This window comes from Prevotella sp. E15-22, assembly GCF_023204875.1.
GTDB lineage: Bacteria > Bacteroidota > Bacteroidia > Bacteroidales > Bacteroidaceae > Prevotella.
On the sequence record NZ_CP096247.1, the window covers coordinates 2,920,385 to 2,940,566 of the forward strand.

Below are 20,182 nucleotides of genomic sequence, written 5' to 3' on the forward strand. Positions count from 1 at the left end.
TAACACATTATAAATTAAATATCTCGCGCACCACCTCACGGTCGTCGAAATGATGCTTCACTCCCTTAATCTCCTGGTAATCCTCATGACCTTTGCCGGCAATAAGGATCACATCACCCTTCTGAGCCATCATACAGGCTGTACGAATGGCTTCCTTACGGTCAACAATACTCACCACTTTCTTCATCTGCTGAGGGGTAAGTCCTGCCAACATATCGTTGATAATATCCTGCGGTTCCTCAAAACGGGGATTATCGCTAGTAATAATCACACGATCACTCTGCTTCACAGCCTCCTGAGCCATAAGCGGGCGCTTACCCTTGTCGCGGTTGCCACCTGCACCACATACGGTGATAATCTGTCCTTCCTTTCCATCGAGTACCTCATGAATAGCATTCAGCACATTCTCTAAAGCATCGGGTGTGTGAGCGTAGTCTACCACTGCTGTATAACCCTCTGGCGAGTGAATTGGCTCCAAGCGTCCTGCCACACTCTTCAGTGTACTGAGAACCAATAGCACATCCTCTGGTTTCTGACCAAGCATCACAGCAGCGCCATAGACAGCAAGCAAGTTACTGACATTGAACTTGCCAATAAACTGCACACCTACCTCATGGCCATCAACCTCCAGATACATGCCCTCGAAATGGCACTCCACAATACGGGCTTTAAAATCGGCCATGCTACGAATGCTATAAGTCTTGACAGTTGCTTTGGTGTTCTGCACCATAAACAAGCCATTCTTATCATCGGCATTCGTAACAGCAAAGGCTCCCTTTGGCAACATATCGAAAAACGCCTTCTTGGCATCGCGATAGTTCTCTACGGTCTTATGATAATCCAAGTGATCACGAGTCAGATTAGTAAAGATGCCGCCAGCGAATTTCAAACCACCAATACGCTGCTGGGCGATGGCATGACTCGAGCACTCCATGAAAGCATACTGACAACCTGCCTCTACCATGCGAGCAAGTAAACGGTTCAACTCAATGGGGTCTGGTGTTGTATGACTAGCGGGAACAGCCTCGTCCTCAATATAGTTGCATACTGTAGAAAGAAGACCACACTTATAGCCTAATCGACGGAACATATTATACAATAAGGTGGCAATTGTTGTCTTACCATTAGTACCCGTCACACCAACCAACGTCAACCTCGAGGTGGGGTCTCCATGGAACGTGGTAGCCACAGGACCGATAGCCGACTCCGTCGAAGTTACCTGAACATAGGTCACGTCAGCCTGACGCTCTGCGGGCATATCCTCACAAAGGATAGCTGCAGCACCTAATTCGATAGCCTTTTGGATATACTGATGTCCATCCGTCTGTGTGCCCTTAATGGCCACAAACAGATGTCCAGGTCCAACCTTACGTGAATCAATGTCAACATCCACAATATCCACATTGGCAGAGCCTTCGATGGTCTTAATAGAAATATTCTTGAGAAGTTCTTCCAGTTTCATATCTTTTTTCTTTTTTAATTCAATTCCAATGTACAAAGCATGCCAGGTTTTAGGATTGTACCCGGTGCAATATCCTGACGTCTTACCATTCCTGTGCCTCGCAGTTTCACCTTCACGCCTATACGCTCCAACTGATACACAGCATCACGAGCACCCAAGCCCTTCATATCGGGCATCTTGTTGGGGGTTGACTTACGCTCGGGCAATGAGACCTTGCTGGCATTGATTCCTAATTTTTCCAACACGAAAGAGGTAGCTGCATTATCACCAGCCTTCACTTCGGGAATGAGTACCGACAACGAATCACGCGCATCTTCCACACGAAGTTTCAACTTCTTGGCCATCACACCCTCTGAGATATTATGGAAGATGCCACCCGACATCAAACCACCAGAGGCAGGAAGTCCCATTTTCTTGATACAAACGATGCAAGAATACTTAGGATTGTCTGAGGGGAAATAACCGCAGAACGACAGCCAATACTCTACCGTACCCGACTTATAGCCGCCAGCCTTAGCCACCTGAGCAGTTCCTGTTTTTCCAGACACTTGAAACGAATGCGAACCTGCCTTCTTTCCCAGACCTTGACTGACGACATGACGCAATACCGTCTGCATAGTCTTGATTGTCTGAGGCTTTGCTATCTGTTCCTTGATGACCTCTGGCTGGGTCTCCAGCACCACCTGCCCGTCTTTTACAAATCGTTTCACAAAGCGCGGACGCATCATGCGACCATTATTGGCAATGGCGTTATAGAAAGTCACCGTATTGATAGGTGCAATCTGTGTCTCATAACCAATTGACATCCAAGGCAACGTAGTTTTACTCCAATAAAGCGACCTGTTAGTCGTCTTCGTATCCGGCATACGGATATTGGGAGGCAGATAGCCCACGATTGGAAGCTTCAGGTCTTGTCCGATACCTACACGGTAAAGACCCTCCACATATTTTCTTGGATTATGTCCATAGTATTTATCTATCACGTAACTTACACCAATATTACTACTCACCTCCAAGGCGCGTGCCACATTGATGGGGCCATAGCCGCCATGATGCCAGTTGTGGTCTTTCATATTAGCGCCATGCATCTTCATCACACCACAACCAGTGTTAATGACATAGCTGGTATCAACCACGCCATCGTCAAGAGCCACAAGAAAAGAGGCAACTTTGAATACCGAACCTGGCTCACAACGATAGCTAATGGCATCATTAAAACGCTCGTGATATTCACCATCTTCACCACGTCGCATATTGACAATAGCCTTCACATCGCCCGTCTTCACCTCCATCAAAATGGCAACACCCATTGAGGCATTCCATTTCTTAAGACCTTCTACCACAGCTTGCTCGGCCAGGTCCTGCATTCCTACATCAATAGTTGTCACCACATCGGCGCCATCAATAGGTGGTTTAACTGTGAACGACACTTTTTTATTGAGCACTTTTTCCTTATGCTCTATACCAAATTTTCCACGAAGGATGGAGTCGTACGACAACTCAATACCAAAACGGGCAGTATCCTTGCCACCTTCAAAACTACGGATATCGCCAATGGTACGCTCTGCCAGCGAACCAAACGGACGACGACGAGCCTCAAACTTCTCAGCATGGAAGCCACCCTTATTGGCGGGCATGTTAAAGAATGGCAACTCCTGCACCTCACAATAGGTATTGTAACTGATGCGCTTGGGCCATATTGCCCAGTGACGAGCACCCACAGAGCCGTTTCGCATCACCTTGTTTTTACCTTCCTCCAGACGCTTTTTAAACTGCTCCGAAGTCCATTCTGGGAATATCTGACTGAGTCCTCTGCACAGGCTATCCAAATCTGCATACCAAATACTGTCGCGCTTATGAGTCCAGGCTGTATCCTCCTTGCTTCCAGCCTGATAATCCATAAATATCTTGTATTCCGGAATGCTACTGGCCAGCAATTGACCATCGCTACTCAATATGTTGCCGCGATTAGGTCGCACGCTATCGCTATCGCTTCTCATCTTGCTGGCCACAGTCTCCCAATAGCCTTTCTTTATAGTCATGGTAATACTGGCCTTGGTGATGACAGCCAGGCCAATAATGGTCAGAACCACAGCCAGAAACAGATAGCGGGGCAGAACTTTATCGCTGTTAAACTTACTCATTGTCGACTTCTTCTTTTCTTACTCCTCAGGTACATCAATAATATAGGGCGGTTGGTCACTGAACTGAAGCAGAGTATCCTCATTCTCGTGCAGGACTTTAAGAACATTACTCTGACGACACAACTCTGTTAGGTTACTTGAACTGGACATCGCCTTATACTTGGCATTTACCAGGTCTTTTTCCAATTGATCAATCTCCAGCACATCCTGCTCACACTGATAGCGCACACCCACATAAACAATTGTGATGAGAACAATAAGCATAATAAGCCAAATGTGGTGACGAACCAACGAAAATAGATAATCACCACCCACGATCTGTTTCAGACTAAGTGACCCAACAGGAGCCTCATCGCCCTCACTGGCCGATTCTTTCATGCGTTTCAGTGTCGCGGGAAGTTCATCCTCCGACACTTTCTGCACCTGCTCGTCCATCAGCTCACCATCCATTTCAATGGTCATCTGCGGTTCATTATTCTCGTCCTTCATCATCATTGTTTTTCTCTGCAATTCTCAGTTTGGCGCTTCTACTTCTAGGGTTACGTTCCAACTCGTCATCGGTAGGCACAATCACCCTATTATTAATAAGGTGTAAAGGCGACTTTGTTCTACCAAAGAAGTCTTGTTCCACCTTACCCTCGGCATTACCTGTACGCATCACATTCTTCACGATACGGTCTTCCAACGAGTGGTAGGTAATAACGCTCAATCGTCCACCAGGTCTAAGCATCTGACAGGCGCCATTCAGCATTTCACGCAAGGCATCCATCTCGTGATTTACCTCAATGCGGAGGGCCTGAAATAGCTTCGTCACCTCCTTTTTCTCACGTTCACGGGCAAAGATTTTCTCCGTCAGTTGAAGCAACTGTCCCGTTGTCTCTATGGAGGACTCCTGACGAGCTTTTACCAAAACAGAAGCCAACTTCCTGGCATTCTTCAACTCTCCATAGAGATAGAAGATATCTGCTAGTTGCTCCTCTGTGTAGTTATTCAACACATCGGCGGCCGTCATTCCCGCCCGCTTATTCATTCTCATATCAAGGGGGGCATCAAAACGAAACGAGAAACCACGTGTCTCGTCATCAAAATGATGCGACGAAACGCCCAAGTCAGCTAACAGTCCATCTATCTGCTCCACATTATGGAAACGCATCCAATTTTTCAGATAACGGAAGTTGCTCCTAACAAAAGTGAAGCGGTTGTCGTTCATGATATTCGACTCTGCATCAGCATCCTGGTCAAAGCCAAACAACCGACCATTTTTCCCCAGACGACCAAGTATCTCACGAGAATGGCCGCCTCCTCCAAAGGTTACGTCCACATAAATACCTCCAGGCTGGACAGCCAGCCCGTCAACGCTCTCCTTCAGAAGAACGGAAACATGATATGTCTCAGCTGTTTTTATCATTCGTCATTGGGTTACTGTCATAATAGACTTAAGCTTCTCTGCAAATTCCTCTTGCGACAAGAACGGCTGCAGCGTCTTTTCCACAGCCCATATCTCAATAGCATCATTAATACCGATGAATCTTACGCCTTGAACAATGTCGGCCATCTGAAGATAGCGTTTTGGTATTAAGAAGCGTCCATTTCCGTCAAGTGTAAGGACCTCTGCTTCCGACACATACTGACGCAGCACCTGCTGACCCACATCATCCCACTCATTCACTCTTTCTAAAAGAGCGTCCATTCTACGATTCCAAGTACTCTCCGGATAGAGCACAAGACACTGCTGATGCACATCCTTGCGCATCACCAGCACATCTTCACCTGCCATCTGCAGCACCTTTCTAAAAGTGGCAGGCAGGAAGACGCGTCCTTTCGCATCAGTCTTGGCTTCTATATTACCTAAAAATCGCATACGAACATATTATAAAGAGACTTCGGTGCAAAGTTACGCATTTTCCTCCACAATCCTCCACAATTCCCCACTTTTTTTAGTGAAAAATGAATATTTTCTTTTTTCCATTCATTTTCGCACTTTCCAATTACACATTTCGATCGATTTGTGCAATCGTTTTTTTGTCCATTTCTAACGCATCTTGTCATGAAAAGAACTAAATATGTGTAAAAATGTGCATTAATTTTTTAAAAAAAGATAGAAAAAGAAAGTTTTTCTGTAATTTTGCAGTTCGATTTTACTAAAAGCTATTTCTAAAGTACGGATGGAGAAGGTTATCGATATAGACAAGATTCTCAAAAACAAACTTGGGAAGAAGAGCCGTTGGGTTCCTCGTCCATTGGTTTTGTGGCTGAAGCACATTGTTCATGAAGATCAGGTCAACACCCATCTATGGAATTCGCGCAACTTAAAAGGCACCCCTTGGCTCAAGGCGACATTGGACTATTTGAATGTCCACATCGAAGTAAAAGGCCTTGAAAACCTGCCTGACAAGAATGACCCACGCCGCTACACCTTTGTCAGCAACCATCCTCTGGGAGGTATCGACGGCATTGCCATCGGTTCGATTATTGGCGAACACTACGATGACAATTTCCGCTATCTGGTAAACGACCTTTTAATGAACCTACCGGGTTTAGCGCCCCTCTGTATTCCCATCAACAAGACCGGTAAGAATGGACGCGACTTTCCCGCGATGGTGGAAGCGGGTTTCCATAGCAACGCCCACATTCTGATGTTCCCAGCTGGCCTATGCTCACGTCGCAGGAATGGTATTATTCGTGACCTTGAATGGAAGAAAACATTCATCAGCAAGAGCATAGAAACCCAACGCGATGTTGTCCCCATTCATTTTGAAGGCCGTAACAGCAATTTCTTTTATCGTCTGTCGAATATCAGCGACCGCTACGTCAAGAAAATCAATATTGCCATGCTCTTTCTCTCTGACGAGATGTTCAAAAACACTGGCAACACTTTCACCATTACCATCGGCAAACCCATTCCTTGGGAAACTTTCAGCAAAGAAAAAACACCGATGGAATGGGCAAAATTTGTCAAAGACGAAGTCTACAAACTATCATAACACAAGACAACAAACAACAAACCAATAAAAAAAATGGAACAGCCAATCATTGATCCGATTCCTGTAGAACTCCTAAAAAAGGAACTAACACCCGATCGCCAGTTGCGCATGACAAACAAGAGCAACAACAAGATCTACATCATCACCGCGCATAACGCACCAAACGTGATGCGTGAGATAGGTCGACTACGCGAAATGGCCTTTCGTGAAGCAGGAGGCGGCACCGGAAAAGAGGTAGACATCGACGAGTTCGACACCTGCGAGAACTGCTACAAGCAACTTATCGTATGGAACCCCGAGGCCGAGGAGATCATTGGCGGTTATCGCTATTTGGAAGGAACAAAATGGGAAATGGACAAGAAAGGCCAGCCCATCCTTGCAACTAGTCACATGTTCCATTTCTCTGATAAGTTCATCAAAGATTACATGCCCTACACCATCGAGTTGGGCCGCTCGTTCGTCAGCCTTCCCTATCAAAGTTCTAAGATGGGTGCAAAAAGTTTATTTGCACTTGACAATCTTTGGGATGGCCTGGGCGCACTCACAGTCATCATGCCTAATGTCAAATACTTCTTTGGCAAAATGACCATGTATCCCAGCTATATTCGCGAAGGACGTGATATGATTTTGTACTTCCTTAAGAAACACTTTGACGACAAGGATGGATTGGTCATCCCAATGCACCCGCTGAAGATTGAGACTGATGAAAAAGAATTAGAGGCCATCTTCACTGAGAGCAATTTCAAAGAGGATTATCGCATCCTAAACCAGAAGATTCGCGCACTTGGCTACAACATTCCTCCATTGGTTAATGCATACATGAGCCTTTCGCCCACCATGAAACTATTCGGAACTGCCATTAACTACGGCTTTGGAGACGTAGAAGAAACTGGCATTTTAATAGCCATGGACGAGGTTCTTGAGGAGAAACGCGTACGCCATATTGATTCATTTATCAAAGAGCATCCAGAGGCTCTTAAGATAACCAGCGGAGCCAACAAAGTCATCTACAAGGAAAAACAATAAAAGCACAGTTTTTTACAATACACCCTTGTATTGGACTTGACATAAATCAAGAAAAATAACCGTTTGCGAAAACAATGTAAAGATAATACTATTCTGTTTTCAAGAAATATTACCTTTGCACCGTAGTCGTGATGACTACACACGTTATTCATTAGGTTAGTAGTTAATAGATTTAAGGTAAAGATTATGTTATTAGATTTACAAACAACGTGTGTGTTGGTGTCAGTGGCTATTTCCACTATTCTGAGTGTTATCACTCTGATGCGCACCAACATCCGTTGAAAGGAGCGCGGGGTGAGCGATTCATACCGCGCTCTTTTTATATCCAAGCCAAATATGTCAACAAAAATTATACAATATTCAAGAATTCTATAATGTATAATTAAATTTTACATCATTTCTTACATTGCCAATAAACGAAAGACACTACATCCTTTACCGAAGGACATAAAAGCCAATTTGGCACTATGAAAACACATTTTATAAAGTAGAATAGTACAAAATGAAACATAAGGCATAGCAAGTGAAACATAAGAAGAAAGACTCTTCCAATAATATTAGTACTTTTGCAAAGTCAAAAAAGAAAATAAATCAAACTTAAATATTACAACATGAGAAAAACAATACTTGCGCTCACCCTGGGCCTCACCGCCCTTACCAATCCTCTTACCATCAAAGCAGAAGTGGATCCCAACTTTTACATTTACCTCTGCTTCGGCCAATCAAACATGGAAGGCAACGCAAAAGCAGAGAGCATGGACAATACTGTCGATAAGCGATTCCGTCTATTAGCCACCTGCAACTACAGCAGTCCATCACGCACCTTAGGACAATGGTACGACGCAAAACCACCATTGGTAAACCCAATAGGAGGTCTTGGCCCTACAGACTATTTTGGACGCACCATGGTAGCAGCCCTGCCAGCCAACGTCAAAATTGGAGTAGTACCCGTGGCCATGGGTGGTAGTCCTATTGAAATGTTCGACAAAGACAAATACCAGCAGAAACTGACACAAAACCCCAACGAATGGTGGGCACAGATTGCCAAGAACTACTATGGAGGCAACCCCTATGGACGACTCATTGAAATGGCAAAGAAGGCCAAAGAGGTCGGTGTTATCAAGGGAATACTTCTTCACCAAGGCTGCTCGAACAACGGAGACCCCAATTGGCCTAACATGGTCAAAAAAATCTATAATGACATGTTGAACGATCTCGGACTTTCGGCTGACACCGTCCCTTTGTTTGTTGGAGAAACTCTTAGACAGGAGAACGGCGGTTCATGCTATGGGCACAACACACAGGTGAACCGCATGCCTAGTGTCGTACCCACCTCGCACGTCATCAGTTCCGAAGGACTGCCAGGCAACGGACAAGACCCCTGGCACTTCAGCGCCTTGGGATACCGTATTCTGGGCCGTCGTTACGCTGCAAGTGCACTAGAATTGATGGGTAAGGACCTCATTTGTGACTCGGCTTACCACATCACATATACCTACAAGAACTTCTATACCGTTTCGAAAATCAATGTTCCTTCAAGCATGTCGGCCATGCCCGGCCAGCGCATTCCCGCCACAGTCACATTCAAAGACAATCACACGGAGGACGTATCATCATCTAAATTCCTGACGGTCAGCAGCGAAGACCTCCCAATAGAAAATGGAGCATTGGCTGCCAATTTCCAAGGAACGGGCACCGCAGAAATAACATATACCGACTTCCTGAGAAATGAGAAAAAAGTAACCACCACACTCGACATCAAGTTCTTTCCAATCAAAAAAGAATCTCTCACAGTGTTCAAAGGAGAACCCACTTTCAACGAGTCCGACAGCACCATTATCATGAAGTCAGGAACACAGATTGGATGGTGCTATGAAGCAGGAGCAGACATGTCGAATTACAAATATCTTGTGGTCAAGGTTCAAAAGCCCGAGAAAAACGGTTGTAACATCAGGATCTACGAGCAGAACAAACCTACTTCAAGTGCATACTACAACAAGGCTATCAGCACCAATTCACAAGTTGTTATAGACCTCCATGACATGGTACGTTCTAACAAAACATACGACCCGTCGCATATTTGCATTGTGAGCCTCTATTCAACAACAGCCCTCACCATCAAACTAGAGGACATCTACCTCACCAACGAAGACCTCACTGGCATCAGCACACTGAGTCAAAAAACAGCTGTCAGCAGTCAGTTATACGACCTTCAAGGCCGTCCGATGAAGGAAAACAGAGGGGTACAAAAGGGACTCTACCTAAAGAATGGCAAAAAAGTATTTATCAAATAAACTATTCATCTTTAACTAAAAATCATCATGAGAGCTTTAATCAAGTTACTCCTCGCTGTGGCCCCCATGTCGGCCATGGCACAGTCGGGCAACAATGTGCCCCTTGTTATGAACGCAGAGAACACCTTTGCCAACTACAAAAAACCTAAGTTGCCAAAGGTAGAAGACCTGCCAGTAATCAAAGAGTTGCCCAACCCCTTGCAGGGCGTAAAAAACTACAAAGATTGGGGCAAGCGACGTGCAGAGATTGCCGCACAGATTCAGCACTACGGCATTGGTGAGAAGCCACTAGTAAAACCTGAGCAGGTTAAAGCGCACATGGATGGGGATACCCTGATTGTCGACGTGACCGTAAACGGGCAGACACTGACCCTACGCTCAGAGATCCGTTACCCAAAGACAGGCCAAGCGCCCTATGCTGTAATGATTGGCACCAGCGGCATCTCACTTCCTCGCCAGCTGTTTAACGACCGCCCAATTGCCACAATGGTGTTCCATGAGAAGCAAGTTAACGACTACGGGCAATTTGGCAGACACCATGAACGTGGAGAGCATAATTTCGACCGCCTATACCCAGAGCTCAAGGATAACGGAGCTTATAGCGAATGGGCATGGGGACTCAGCCGTATCATCGACGGTCTTCAACAACTAGGCCCTGAGGTAACCAAGATTGATACGAAGCACATCGGTGTCACTGGTTGCTCATATGCAGGAAAGATGGCACTATACTGTGGCGCTTTTGACGAGCGAGTAGCCCTAACTATCGCTCAGGAGCCCGGTGGCGGTGGAGCTGCCGCATGGCGTGTCTCTCACACTTTGGAAGGCGTAGAAGACCTCGATCACACCGATTACCACTGGTTCAAAGAGAGTCAACGCACCAATTTCGCCGGCGACTCGGTATATCTTCTACCCTACGATCAACATGAACTATGTGCGTTGGTATTCCCTCGTGCCCTTTTGCTCCTAGGAAATCCCGACTACAAATGGTTAGCCGACAAAGCCATGTTACCCTCGGCACAAGCCGCCCGCAAAGTCTGGGAGAAGTTCGGTATAGCCGACCGTATGGGCTGGAGTATCGTTGACGGTCATGGCCATTGCCAGTTGCCAGAAAGTCAGATGCCAGAAGTTCAGGCCTTCATTGACAAGTTCTTGTTAGGTCGCGCAACCGATACGAGTGACATCAGAATTGTGAAAACAGATAAATTCTAAACACAAAAAAATGTATTTTTTGGCAAAAAATAGTGTGCAAAAACTAAAAACAACTTAAAATCAAGCCCATAAAGATATATTTTATTTAATTAAGCGGTCATTTTGGCCGCTTTTTGCTTTTTTGTGCGTAAATTTGCAGCAGAATTTGTTTAAACAAGATCAAATGAAAAGATTTTATCAGTTGCTATGCGCATTTCTCATCATCTCCTTGACGATGACATCATGTCTGAAAGGCGATGAAACGGAAAGCGTTACACCCTCTAACGAAACAGCCATCACCGGCTTTGTTTTAGGAAATATTAATTGCTATACGGAGTCAACTTCGTCTACTACTGGTAACGACACCATCATCAAGACAGTGTTAACCGGCAGCAATTACCCCATGACTATTGACCAAAACAGCAATCGCATTTACAATGCCACGGAATTGCCTGTAGGCACCGACCTTCAGCATGTACTCATCAGCAGTATCTCAACAAGGAACAACGGCATTGCCACAATAAAGCCTCTTGACAGAGACGACTACACACTTATAACCACAAGCGATTCTATCGACTTCTCTCAGCCAAGAGTCTTCCGTGTCTTCTCGAACACTTTTGACTATTTCCGCGACTACACCATAACGCTGACAGTCAGTAAGACACAGAACGCCACTGAGAGCTGGGTAAAGATTGCTACTGACGATTTACTGAAAGATTGGACGAACAAAAGTCTTATAGCTTGGAACGACACCGTACAGTTGGTAGACAAAGGCATCGTGGTAAAAGGCAGCACCGCTTTCAGAATGAAGGACACTACAGTTCAACAGTCCACAGACCTGATTAACTGGAGCGACATCACCACAGCACCCCTAAGTCAACTGTTGGGTACCAATTCTTATGAGATCTACGCCCTAGGCACCGATGGGCAGTTGAAACGTTCTCTAGACAATGGAGTAACATGGATTGACGAGGCCATCGATGCAGAAGCATCATTATTGCCTAAGAGTCAGATTACCACAACCACATGGGCCTACGCTCCACTTAATGATGCTTATTGCACTTTGATGGCCGGACTTAATCAGAATGGCGAGATGTGTTTCTGGCGAAAGATTAGTCAGAAAGATAATGCTGGTCAGTGGGTCTATATGCCCATAGAAAGCAACAACCGTTTTACCATGCCCGCCCAGAACCATCTCTCAATGGCTTATGTAAATGGCAATATCTATGCAGTAGGCGATAACTTGATTGTGTATGTTTCGCGCGACCAAGGTATCACCTGGAAAAAAATTTCCACTTATGCCCTTCCCTCAAGTGCACAAGGTTCAGAATATGCTATAACAGTCGATTCCCTAGGTTCTCTTTGGCTTATTACAAACGCCGGACAAATTTGGAAATGGTAAGAATGATGTACGCCTACAACACCAGCAAAACGTTTGTACTGGCACTGCTCCTGCTGTTGCCATGTTCGCTTTTGACCATTACTTCGGCTGCACAAGACGAGCCCGAGTATAAAATGGAATTGGGCGGTGGTGTTGGACTGACAAACTACCTGGGCGACTTCAACGGCAACCTAACAAGAGACATCCAGCCCATGGCTGGCATCGTTGCAAAATACAAAGTAAACCCTAGAACAGCATGGAGTGCCGTGCTCAACTATGGCACGCTGAAAGGTAACTCAGGAAACGAGAAAACCTACTACCCAGACTATGCAGGAGCCCCCATCAGTTTCTCAACCAAGTTGACCGACTTCAGCATTAGGTTTGAATACAACTTCTGGCCCTTCGGCACTGGCAACGAATACTATGGCGCTAAAGCCATCACACCATTCATTGCCTTGGGAGCAGGATTGGCTTTTGCCAAAGGCGACGAGACTGCCACCGCATTCCAAATGCCCATTGGCTTCGGTGTGAAATACAAGTTACAAAAAAGACTAAATCTCGCTTTGGAATGGATGATGCACTTCTCGGGCAGCGACCGCCTAGACGGTGTTAGCGACCCTTACGGCATCAAGAGCTCCGACCTGTTTAAAAACACCGATTGCTATCAGGGTCTGCAACTCACACTCACCTACGAGTTTATGGAGAAATGCAAGACCTGTCACAACGACAGAGAATAATAAACAAAGATATGAATAAGGAACTAGATATGAAGCGCATCCCTCAGCACATTGCCATCATTATGGACGGCAATGGACGTTGGGCCATGGAACGTGGCAAGGAGCGCACCGTTGGTCATCAGGCTGGCGTAGAAGCCGTTCGCCGCATCACATCAGAATGCACCCGACTCGGTGTTAAATATCTGACACTCTACACGTTCTCAACAGAGAACTGGAATCGCCCCGACGACGAGGTAGCTGCACTGATGGGGTTGGTTCTCAGCTCACTCGAGGATGAGATCTTCATGAAAAACAATGTCCGTTTCCGCGTCATCGGCGATATCAAACGACTTCCAGATGCCGTACAGCAAAAGTTGCACGAAACCGAGGAACACACAGCCAAAAACGATGCCATGACCATGGTGGTAGCTCTAAGCTATAGCAGTCGCTGGGAGATTACCAATGCCGTTCGCCAGATTGTCAACGAGATACACGACATGGATGAACTTCCCAAGAACTTCCTTAAACGCATTAAGACTGGTGGAATCCGTGCCGAAGACATTACCGAGGAATTTATCAGCGAACACCTATGCACCAGTTTCATGCCGGATCCCGACTTACTGATTCGCACAGGTGGAGAACTTCGCATCTCAAATTATCTATTGTGGCAAATTGCCTATTCTGAGTTGTATTTCTGCGACACCTATTGGCCCGACTTTGACGAGGCTGAGTTACACAAGGCCATCCTAAGTTTTCAGAGTCGCCAGCGCCGCTTTGGAAAAACCGAAGCCCAGGTTGAAGAAGAAGGAAAGTAAAAAAGAAAAAAATAATTAGCAACGTGACCTGTAATAACATTATTAATAAGGTAAAAGGATTGGTAAAAGGCATATTTGCCCTTTACCTTCTCGCCTTTTTACCTGGCAGTGTTTCTGCACAGAATAAGATAGTAAACCCCGACATCTCTTATGCCGGCACCCCACGTCAATGCGAAATTGGCGGCATTACTGTAAAAGGCGTAGAAGACTACGAGGACATGATGATTATCAACTTGTCGGGGCTCCACGTGGGTCAGCGCATTGAGGTGCCTGGCAACGAGATAACCGAAGCAGTAAAGCGCTATTGGAAGCACGGTTTGTTCTCAGAGGTATCTATCACCGCCGACTCTATTATCGATTCACAAGTATACCTGTGCATTCATTTAGCAACACGTCCGCGCATCAGTAACATTGAGTATCACGGCGTTAAAAAGAGTGAGCGCACTGATCTCGAGGCAAAGCTAGGTATGACCAGAGGCATGAGTCTGACAAAGAACATCATCGACAGAGCTAAGATCTTAGCCCGCAAATATTTCGACGATAAGGGTTATAAGAATGCAGAGATTGAAATCTCACAACATGACGATGTTACAGGCAAGAATCAAGTCGTGCTTGAGGTAAACATTGATAAGAAAGAAAAGATGCGCGTACGTCGTATCATCTTCGAAGGTAACGAGAAACTGAGCGACAGCAAGATTAAGGGCAAACTGTTCTCAAAGGGTGCTTTCGGTAAAATTCACGAGTCGGGTAAGATATACAACTTCCTCAAAGCCAAGAAATACACCCCTGAGCGCTATGCAGAAGCCAAGCAGGCCCTTCTCGACAAGTATAACGAGTTGGGTTTCCGCGATGCCACTATTGAGGACGACTCCATCTGGACCGTAGACGACAAGCACATCAACATCTATGTTAAGGTAGATGAGGGTGAGAAATATTATATCCGTAATATTACCTGGGTGGGCAACACTGTCTATGAATCAGACTTCCTTGATAAGGTTCTCGAAATGAAAAAAGGTGATGTCTACAACCAGAAGTTTATGAACAAGCGTTTGATTGACGATGACGATGCTGTTCACAACAACTATTATAACAATGGTTACATCTTCTCTAGTGTAGAGCCTACAGATATCAACATCGTTGGCGACTCTATCGACGTAGAGATACGCATTATGGAAGGCACACAAGCACATCTCAATATGGTGCGAATCTTTGGTAACGACCGACTCTACGAAGAGGTTGTAAGACGTGAACTGCGTACCAAGCCGGGTGATCTGTTCTCAAAGGATGCTTTGATGCGTTCTGCCCGAGAGATTGCCTCTATGGGTTATTTCGACCCCGAATCGGTGAACCCCGATGTAAAGCCTAATCTGGAAGATGGTACCGTGGATATCGACTGGAACCTGGAGCAGAAATCCAACGACCAGCTAGAGCTCTCATTGGGTTGGGGTCAGACAGGTGTTATCGGCCGCGTTGGTATCAAGTTCAACAACTTCTCTTTACGCAACCTTCTGGGAAAAAATAAACTGCACCGCGGTTTCCTACCTGCCGGTGATGGTGAGCAGATTGGTTTGAACTTCCAAACCAATGGCCGTTACTACCGCTCATACAATGCCAACTACTCTACTGGTTGGTTCGGTGGCAAGCGTCCCAATGCCTTTAACGTAGGCGTATACTATTCGAAACAAAGTGACGTGTCGAGCACCTATTACAACTCGGCATACATGAACAATATCTATAACTACATGTATGGCTCAAGTTCATATAATAGTGGTTATTATAACAACTACGAAGCCTTCCTCGACGACGACAAATACATCAAACTTCTTGGTGTCTCTGTAGGTTGGGGTAAGCGTCTGCGCTGGCCCGATGACTACTTCCAGTTATCAGCCACTTTGTCATACCAGCGCTACATGTTGAAAGACTGGCAGTACTTCATCATTTCGAATGGTAACTGCAACAATATCAACTTGAATCTGGCACTGACACGTAACTCTACCGACAACCCATTGTTCCCCCGCCGTGGTTCAGAGTTTGCACTTTCTGTCTCGCTCACACCACCTTGGTCGGCTTTCGACAACAAGAACTACTCAAACATGGCCACTCAAGAGACCTACAACAAGGATCAGAACCGTTGGCAGGACGAGCAGGCCAGCAAATACAAATGGGTAGAGTATCACAAGTGGAAGTTCAAGAGTCGCACCTATACTTCTCTCAGCAGTGGTCAGAAGTGTTTCGTCCTGATGACCCGTGTAGAGTTCGGTATCTTGGGATCGTATAACAAGAACAAGAAATCACCTTTCGAGACCTTCTATGTGGGTGGTGATGGTATGAGTGGCTATTCTACCAGCTATGCAGAGGAGACCATTGGCTTGCGTGGTTACGATAATGGTTCTATTTCGTCAACAGCCTATGTACTGGGTGGCGAGTGGACAGGTAGCCGCTACAGTGCCTATGATGCCTATGCTTACGACCGCTTCACACTCGAGCTCCGCTATCCATTCATGCTGGGCAACACCACCATCTATGGACTGGGCTTCCTTGAAGGCGGTAACGCATGGGCCAAGACCCGCGACTTCAACCCCTTCGACATGAAGCGCTCTGCTGGTTTCGGTGTACGCCTTTATCTACCTATGGTTGGTCTGATGGGTATCGACTGGGCCTATGGTTTCGACAAGGTATACAATGGCGGATGGCAGCGTGGCGGTGGTCAGTTCCACTTCGTGCTAGGCCAAGAGTTCTAACCCTGAATAACAACAACATGTCATAACAAAAAAACGAAAGACTATGAAGAAACTATTAGTAATGATTGCAGTACTCGCATCGTCAATATCGATGCAGGCTCAAAAGTTCGCGTTAGTCGACATGGACTATATCTTCAAAAACATTCCCGCCTACGAGCGTGCCAACGAACAACTCACACAGGTATCAAAGAAATGGCAGGCAGAGGTTGACGCATTGAACACCGAGGCCCAGACCATGTACAAGAACTACCAGAACGAGGTGGTGTTCCTATCAAAAGAGCAGAAGAAAGCCAAGCAGGATGCCATCATGGAGAAAGAGAAGCAAGCCAGCGATCTGAAGCGCAAGTACTTTGGTCCTGAGGGCGAGCTCTATAAGAAACGTGCTGCCCTGATGTCGCCTATCCAGGAAGAGGTATACAATGCCATCAAGGATGTAGCCGACCTTCGCGGCTATCAATTGGTACTCGACCGTGCCAGCGATGCCGGCATCATCTTTGGTTCGCCGAAGATTGACATCTCTGAAGAGGTGCTTCGCAAACTGGGTTATGCTAATTAACAAAAACCTTTAACTCATTCAAACAAAGAAGCCCCAAAGGGCTCAGACAGAATTCATAAAAAGCAATAATAAAACAATTAAAACAAAATGAAAAAGTTTATTCTTTGCGCAATCTGCGCACTCTGCGGTCTCACCGCTTCAGCACAGGCCAAGTTCGGCCACGTTAACACTCAGGAAATTATCCAGAGCATGCCCGAGTTCACCGCTGCTCAGACCGAGATTCAGAAACTAGCCGAGCAGTATGAGGCTGATCTGAAGTCAATGCAGGACGAACTGCAGAAGAAAGCAGATGCCTTTGAGAAAGAGCAGGCTACCCTTCCCGAGAACATCAAGACCCGTCGCAATCAGGAGTTGAACGACCTCTATCAGCGTATCCAGCAGACCTATCAAGACAACCAGCAGGCTATGCAGAAGGCTCAGCAGGAGAAGATGCAGGCCATCACCACCAAGGTGCTTGACGCTATCAAAACCGTTGGTCAGGAAGGCAACTTCGTCTATATCATGGAGATGGGCGCTGGCATTCCCTATATCAGCACCACGCTGTCTTCTGACGTGACTGCACAGGTAAAAGCAAAACTTGGTTTGAAGTAATATGATAAAACATATCATTATCGCTATCATGGTCCTCCTCGCTGTGCCCAGTATGGCACAAGGGGAGGACTCTGTTGCCACTCAGGTACGCTTCGGTTATCTAAGCTACGAAGCCGCCTTGACAGCTATGCCCGAATACGAGAGCGCGCAACAACAGTTGAACATCCTGCGTGAGGCTTACGAAAAAGAGCTTCAGCGCGCCGAGGAAGAGTTCAACCGCAAGTACGAGGATTTCCTCGAAGGACAGAAGGACTATCCACGTACTATTCTACTGAAGCGTCAGAGTGAGTTGCAGGATATGATGCAACGCAATTTAAAGTTCAAGCAGCAAGGTAAACTTGATTTGGCCGAAGCAGAGCGCAAGACCCTGGCTCCTTTACGCGCACGTCTCAACGAGGCAATCGCCACAGTAGCCCGTCAGCGCCATTTGGCACTTGTTATCAACACAGACTCCAATGCCTGTCCATTTATTGAGCCGGCTATGGGTGTTGATCTCAATACGGAAATCAAAGAAAAACTTCAAAAATGACCCTCCCGCAGAATCCAGGGCCCATTGGCATCTTCGATAGCGGCTACGGCGGACTTACCATCCTTCATGGAATCCGTCAGCGCCTCCACCAGTACAACTACATGTACCTGGGCGATAATGCTCGTGCGCCTTACGGTCCCCGTTCGTTCGATGTTGTCTACGAGTTCACTCGTCAGGCCGTGCTCCGTCTGTTCGAAATGGGATGCCATCTAGTTATTCTGGGCTGCAACACAGCCTCAGCGAAGGCACTGCGCACCATTCAACAGCACGACCTGCCTCAGTGGGACGCACATCGACGCGTATTAGGTGTCATACGCCCTACAGCTGAGATTATTGGAGAACTCACACATAGTCGCCACGTTGGCGTACTAGCCACCGAAGGAACCATCAAAAGCGAGAGCTACAATATGGAGATACAAAAGCTCTACCCCGATGTCTTCGTTTCTGGCGTGGCTTGTCCCTTTTGGGTACCTTTGGTCGAATACAATGAAGCTGACTCCCCTGGAGCAGACTACTTTGTGGAAAAACGCATTAATCAGATAATGGCACTTGATCCTGCCATCGATACACTCATCCTTGGTTGCACCCACTACCCTCTTCTCATGCCGAAGATACAGAAATATCTGCCGCAAGGCGTACAGGTTGTGTCACAAGGAGAGTATGTAGCCAATAGTCTTGCCGACTACCTTCAACGTCACCCTGAGATGGAACAGCGTTGTGCAAAAGATGGTCAAGTACACTATCTCACTACCGAAAACCCTGACAAGTTTAAGGAGTCAGCGCAGATATTCCTTCACGAGCCCGTTCAAGTAGATAATATCACACTGGGGTAAATAGGCCCTGTGGTTATCATTTCACTAAACACATCCATGACGAAAGCAATAAGAGAAAGTAATATACAGACGCTATGCCAGAGCATGGCAATCAGCAATATCGATGAAGACATCGTACTCATCGAACAGTCATGCACAGCCCCTCAATTAGAGGTACCCCGTCGCATGAATTTCATTCTATTAGGTCTTTGTACCGAAGGTAATGTCAGCTATCACCTCGATACGCAAAAACAGAAAATCAGCGCTGGCGACTTCATCATTGTTTCCGATCACCATGTCGTCGACGAGCTACAAACCTCGCACGACTCAAAGGGACTCTATATCGCCCTTTCCAAAGATTTCTATCACGAAACGATACGTAACGTCAGCGATATATCAACGCTCTTTCTTTACGCACGTAACAACCCCGTACTGGCTCTCTCAGAACAGGAGCAAAAAACCTTTAAAGACTACTTCAACGTGCTTCAGAAAAAGATTAGTGATCCTAACAATCATTATCGTCGAGACTTGGCACGTACCCTGCTACTCGCCATGTTCTATGAATTAAGCAATGTTATCTACAACTATCGCCTACCTTCATCAGGCAGACGTCACATGCGTTCCGATGCAATTTTCACCGATTTCATCGCACTTCTTGAAGTTCACTGTCGAAACGAGCGCCGCGTTGGATGGTATGCCGAGCAACTCAATATCACACCAAAATACCTCAGCGAGTGTATTAAGACAGTAAGTCATCGCACACCCAACGATTGGATTGACTTCTATGTTATTCAGGAACTACGCATTGCCCTCAAAGAAACAACAAAAACCATCAAGGTTATTGCCCAGGAGTTACACTTCCCCAATCAATCGTTTTTGGGAAAGTACTTCAAAGAGCACGTAGGCATGAGTCCAAAAGAATATAGAAATTCAAAATAATATT

18 protein-coding genes are annotated in these 20,182 nt (G+C 46.1%); 13 read left to right on the forward strand and 5 right to left on the reverse strand.

Features of this window, described 5'->3' with window-relative positions:
- Positions 1-7 precede the first annotated feature (7 nt).
- The 5 genes from M1D30_RS12095 to M1D30_RS12115 are packed head-to-tail and all read right to left on the reverse strand — an operon-like array spanning position 8 to position 5,467.
- Positions 8-1,462: a UDP-N-acetylmuramoyl-L-alanyl-D-glutamate--2,6-diaminopimelate ligase gene (locus M1D30_RS12095; protein WP_248504328.1), complete on the reverse strand. Its 1,455-nt coding sequence runs from the start codon at positions 1,460-1,462 to the stop codon at positions 8-10.
- Positions 1,463-1,476: 14 nt separating this feature from the next.
- Positions 1,477-3,606, reverse strand: coding sequence for a penicillin-binding protein (locus tag M1D30_RS12100; protein WP_248504330.1), 2,130 nt, complete (start codon positions 3,604-3,606; stop codon positions 1,477-1,479).
- Positions 3,607-3,624: 18 nt separating this feature from the next.
- Positions 3,625-4,101, reverse strand: a complete 477-nt coding sequence (locus M1D30_RS12105; protein WP_248504332.1) for an FtsL-like putative cell division protein — start codon at positions 4,099-4,101, stop codon at positions 3,625-3,627.
- Positions 4,079-5,014, reverse strand: a complete 936-nt coding sequence (rsmH, locus tag M1D30_RS12110) for a 16S rRNA (cytosine(1402)-N(4))-methyltransferase RsmH (RefSeq protein WP_248504334.1) — start codon at positions 5,012-5,014, stop codon at positions 4,079-4,081. The genes M1D30_RS12105 and rsmH overlap by 23 nt, the downstream gene beginning before the upstream one ends.
- A 3-nt stretch (positions 5,015-5,017) precedes the next feature.
- Positions 5,018-5,467: a division/cell wall cluster transcriptional repressor MraZ gene (locus M1D30_RS12115; protein WP_248504336.1), complete on the reverse strand. Its 450-nt coding sequence runs from the start codon at positions 5,465-5,467 to the stop codon at positions 5,018-5,020.
- A gap of 304 nt (positions 5,468-5,771) precedes the next feature.
- Here M1D30_RS12115 and M1D30_RS12120 point away from each other — a divergent pair, with 304 nt between their 5' ends.
- The 13 genes from M1D30_RS12120 to M1D30_RS12180 all read left to right on the forward strand — a co-directional run bounded on the left by M1D30_RS12120 (position 5,772) and on the right by M1D30_RS12180 (position 20,178).
- Complete coding sequence (locus tag M1D30_RS12120) at positions 5,772-6,590, forward strand: 1-acyl-sn-glycerol-3-phosphate acyltransferase (RefSeq protein WP_248504338.1); 819 nt, start codon at positions 5,772-5,774, stop codon at positions 6,588-6,590.
- Between the two features lie 33 nt (positions 6,591-6,623).
- Entirely contained in the window at positions 6,624-7,616 is a 993-nt protein-coding gene (locus M1D30_RS12125; RefSeq protein ID WP_248504341.1) for a GNAT family N-acetyltransferase, read from the forward strand.
- 611 nt (positions 7,617-8,227) lie between these two features.
- On the forward strand, positions 8,228-9,910 hold the full coding sequence (locus M1D30_RS12130; protein WP_248504343.1) for a sialate O-acetylesterase: 1,683 nt from the start codon (positions 8,228-8,230) through the stop codon (positions 9,908-9,910).
- 27 nt (positions 9,911-9,937) lie between these two features.
- Positions 9,938-11,119: a hypothetical protein gene (locus M1D30_RS12135; RefSeq protein WP_248504345.1), complete on the forward strand. Its 1,182-nt coding sequence runs from the start codon at positions 9,938-9,940 to the stop codon at positions 11,117-11,119.
- Between the two features lie 163 nt (positions 11,120-11,282).
- Positions 11,283-12,500 (forward strand): DUF6242 domain-containing protein, encoded by a 1,218-nt coding sequence (locus M1D30_RS12140; RefSeq protein ID WP_248504347.1) that lies wholly within the window; start codon positions 11,283-11,285, stop codon positions 12,498-12,500.
- Positions 12,494-13,216 carry a DUF6089 family protein gene (locus tag M1D30_RS12145; protein ID WP_248507846.1) on the forward strand — a complete coding sequence of 241 codons (723 nt, stop codon included), beginning with the start codon at positions 12,494-12,496 and terminating at the stop codon, positions 13,214-13,216. The genes M1D30_RS12140 and M1D30_RS12145 overlap by 7 nt, the downstream gene beginning before the upstream one ends.
- 11 nt (positions 13,217-13,227) lie before the next feature.
- Complete coding sequence (locus M1D30_RS12150; RefSeq protein WP_248504349.1) at positions 13,228-14,010, forward strand: isoprenyl transferase; 783 nt, start codon at positions 13,228-13,230, stop codon at positions 14,008-14,010.
- 59 nt (positions 14,011-14,069) lie between these two features.
- Positions 14,070-16,751: an outer membrane protein assembly factor gene (locus M1D30_RS12155; protein WP_248507854.1), complete on the forward strand. Its 2,682-nt coding sequence runs from the start codon at positions 14,070-14,072 to the stop codon at positions 16,749-16,751.
- 43 nt (positions 16,752-16,794) lie between these two features.
- The gene (locus M1D30_RS12160) at positions 16,795-17,307 is read left to right on the forward strand and encodes an OmpH family outer membrane protein (protein ID WP_248504351.1); all 513 of its coding nucleotides are present in this window, start codon (positions 16,795-16,797) and stop codon (positions 17,305-17,307) included.
- Positions 17,308-17,394: 87 nt separating this feature from the next.
- Positions 17,395-17,898: an OmpH family outer membrane protein gene (locus M1D30_RS12165; protein WP_248504353.1), complete on the forward strand. Its 504-nt coding sequence runs from the start codon at positions 17,395-17,397 to the stop codon at positions 17,896-17,898.
- A gap of 1 nt (position 17,899) precedes the next feature.
- Positions 17,900-18,427, forward strand: a complete 528-nt coding sequence (locus M1D30_RS12170; RefSeq protein WP_248504355.1) for an OmpH family outer membrane protein — start codon at positions 17,900-17,902, stop codon at positions 18,425-18,427.
- Positions 18,424-19,260, forward strand: coding sequence for a glutamate racemase (murI, locus tag M1D30_RS12175; RefSeq protein WP_248504357.1), 837 nt, complete (start codon positions 18,424-18,426; stop codon positions 19,258-19,260). The genes M1D30_RS12170 and murI overlap by 4 nt, the downstream gene beginning before the upstream one ends.
- Positions 19,261-19,296: 36 nt before the next feature.
- Positions 19,297-20,178, forward strand: a complete 882-nt coding sequence (locus M1D30_RS12180) for a helix-turn-helix domain-containing protein (RefSeq protein WP_248504359.1) — start codon at positions 19,297-19,299, stop codon at positions 20,176-20,178.
- Positions 20,179-20,182: the final 4 nt, after the last annotated feature.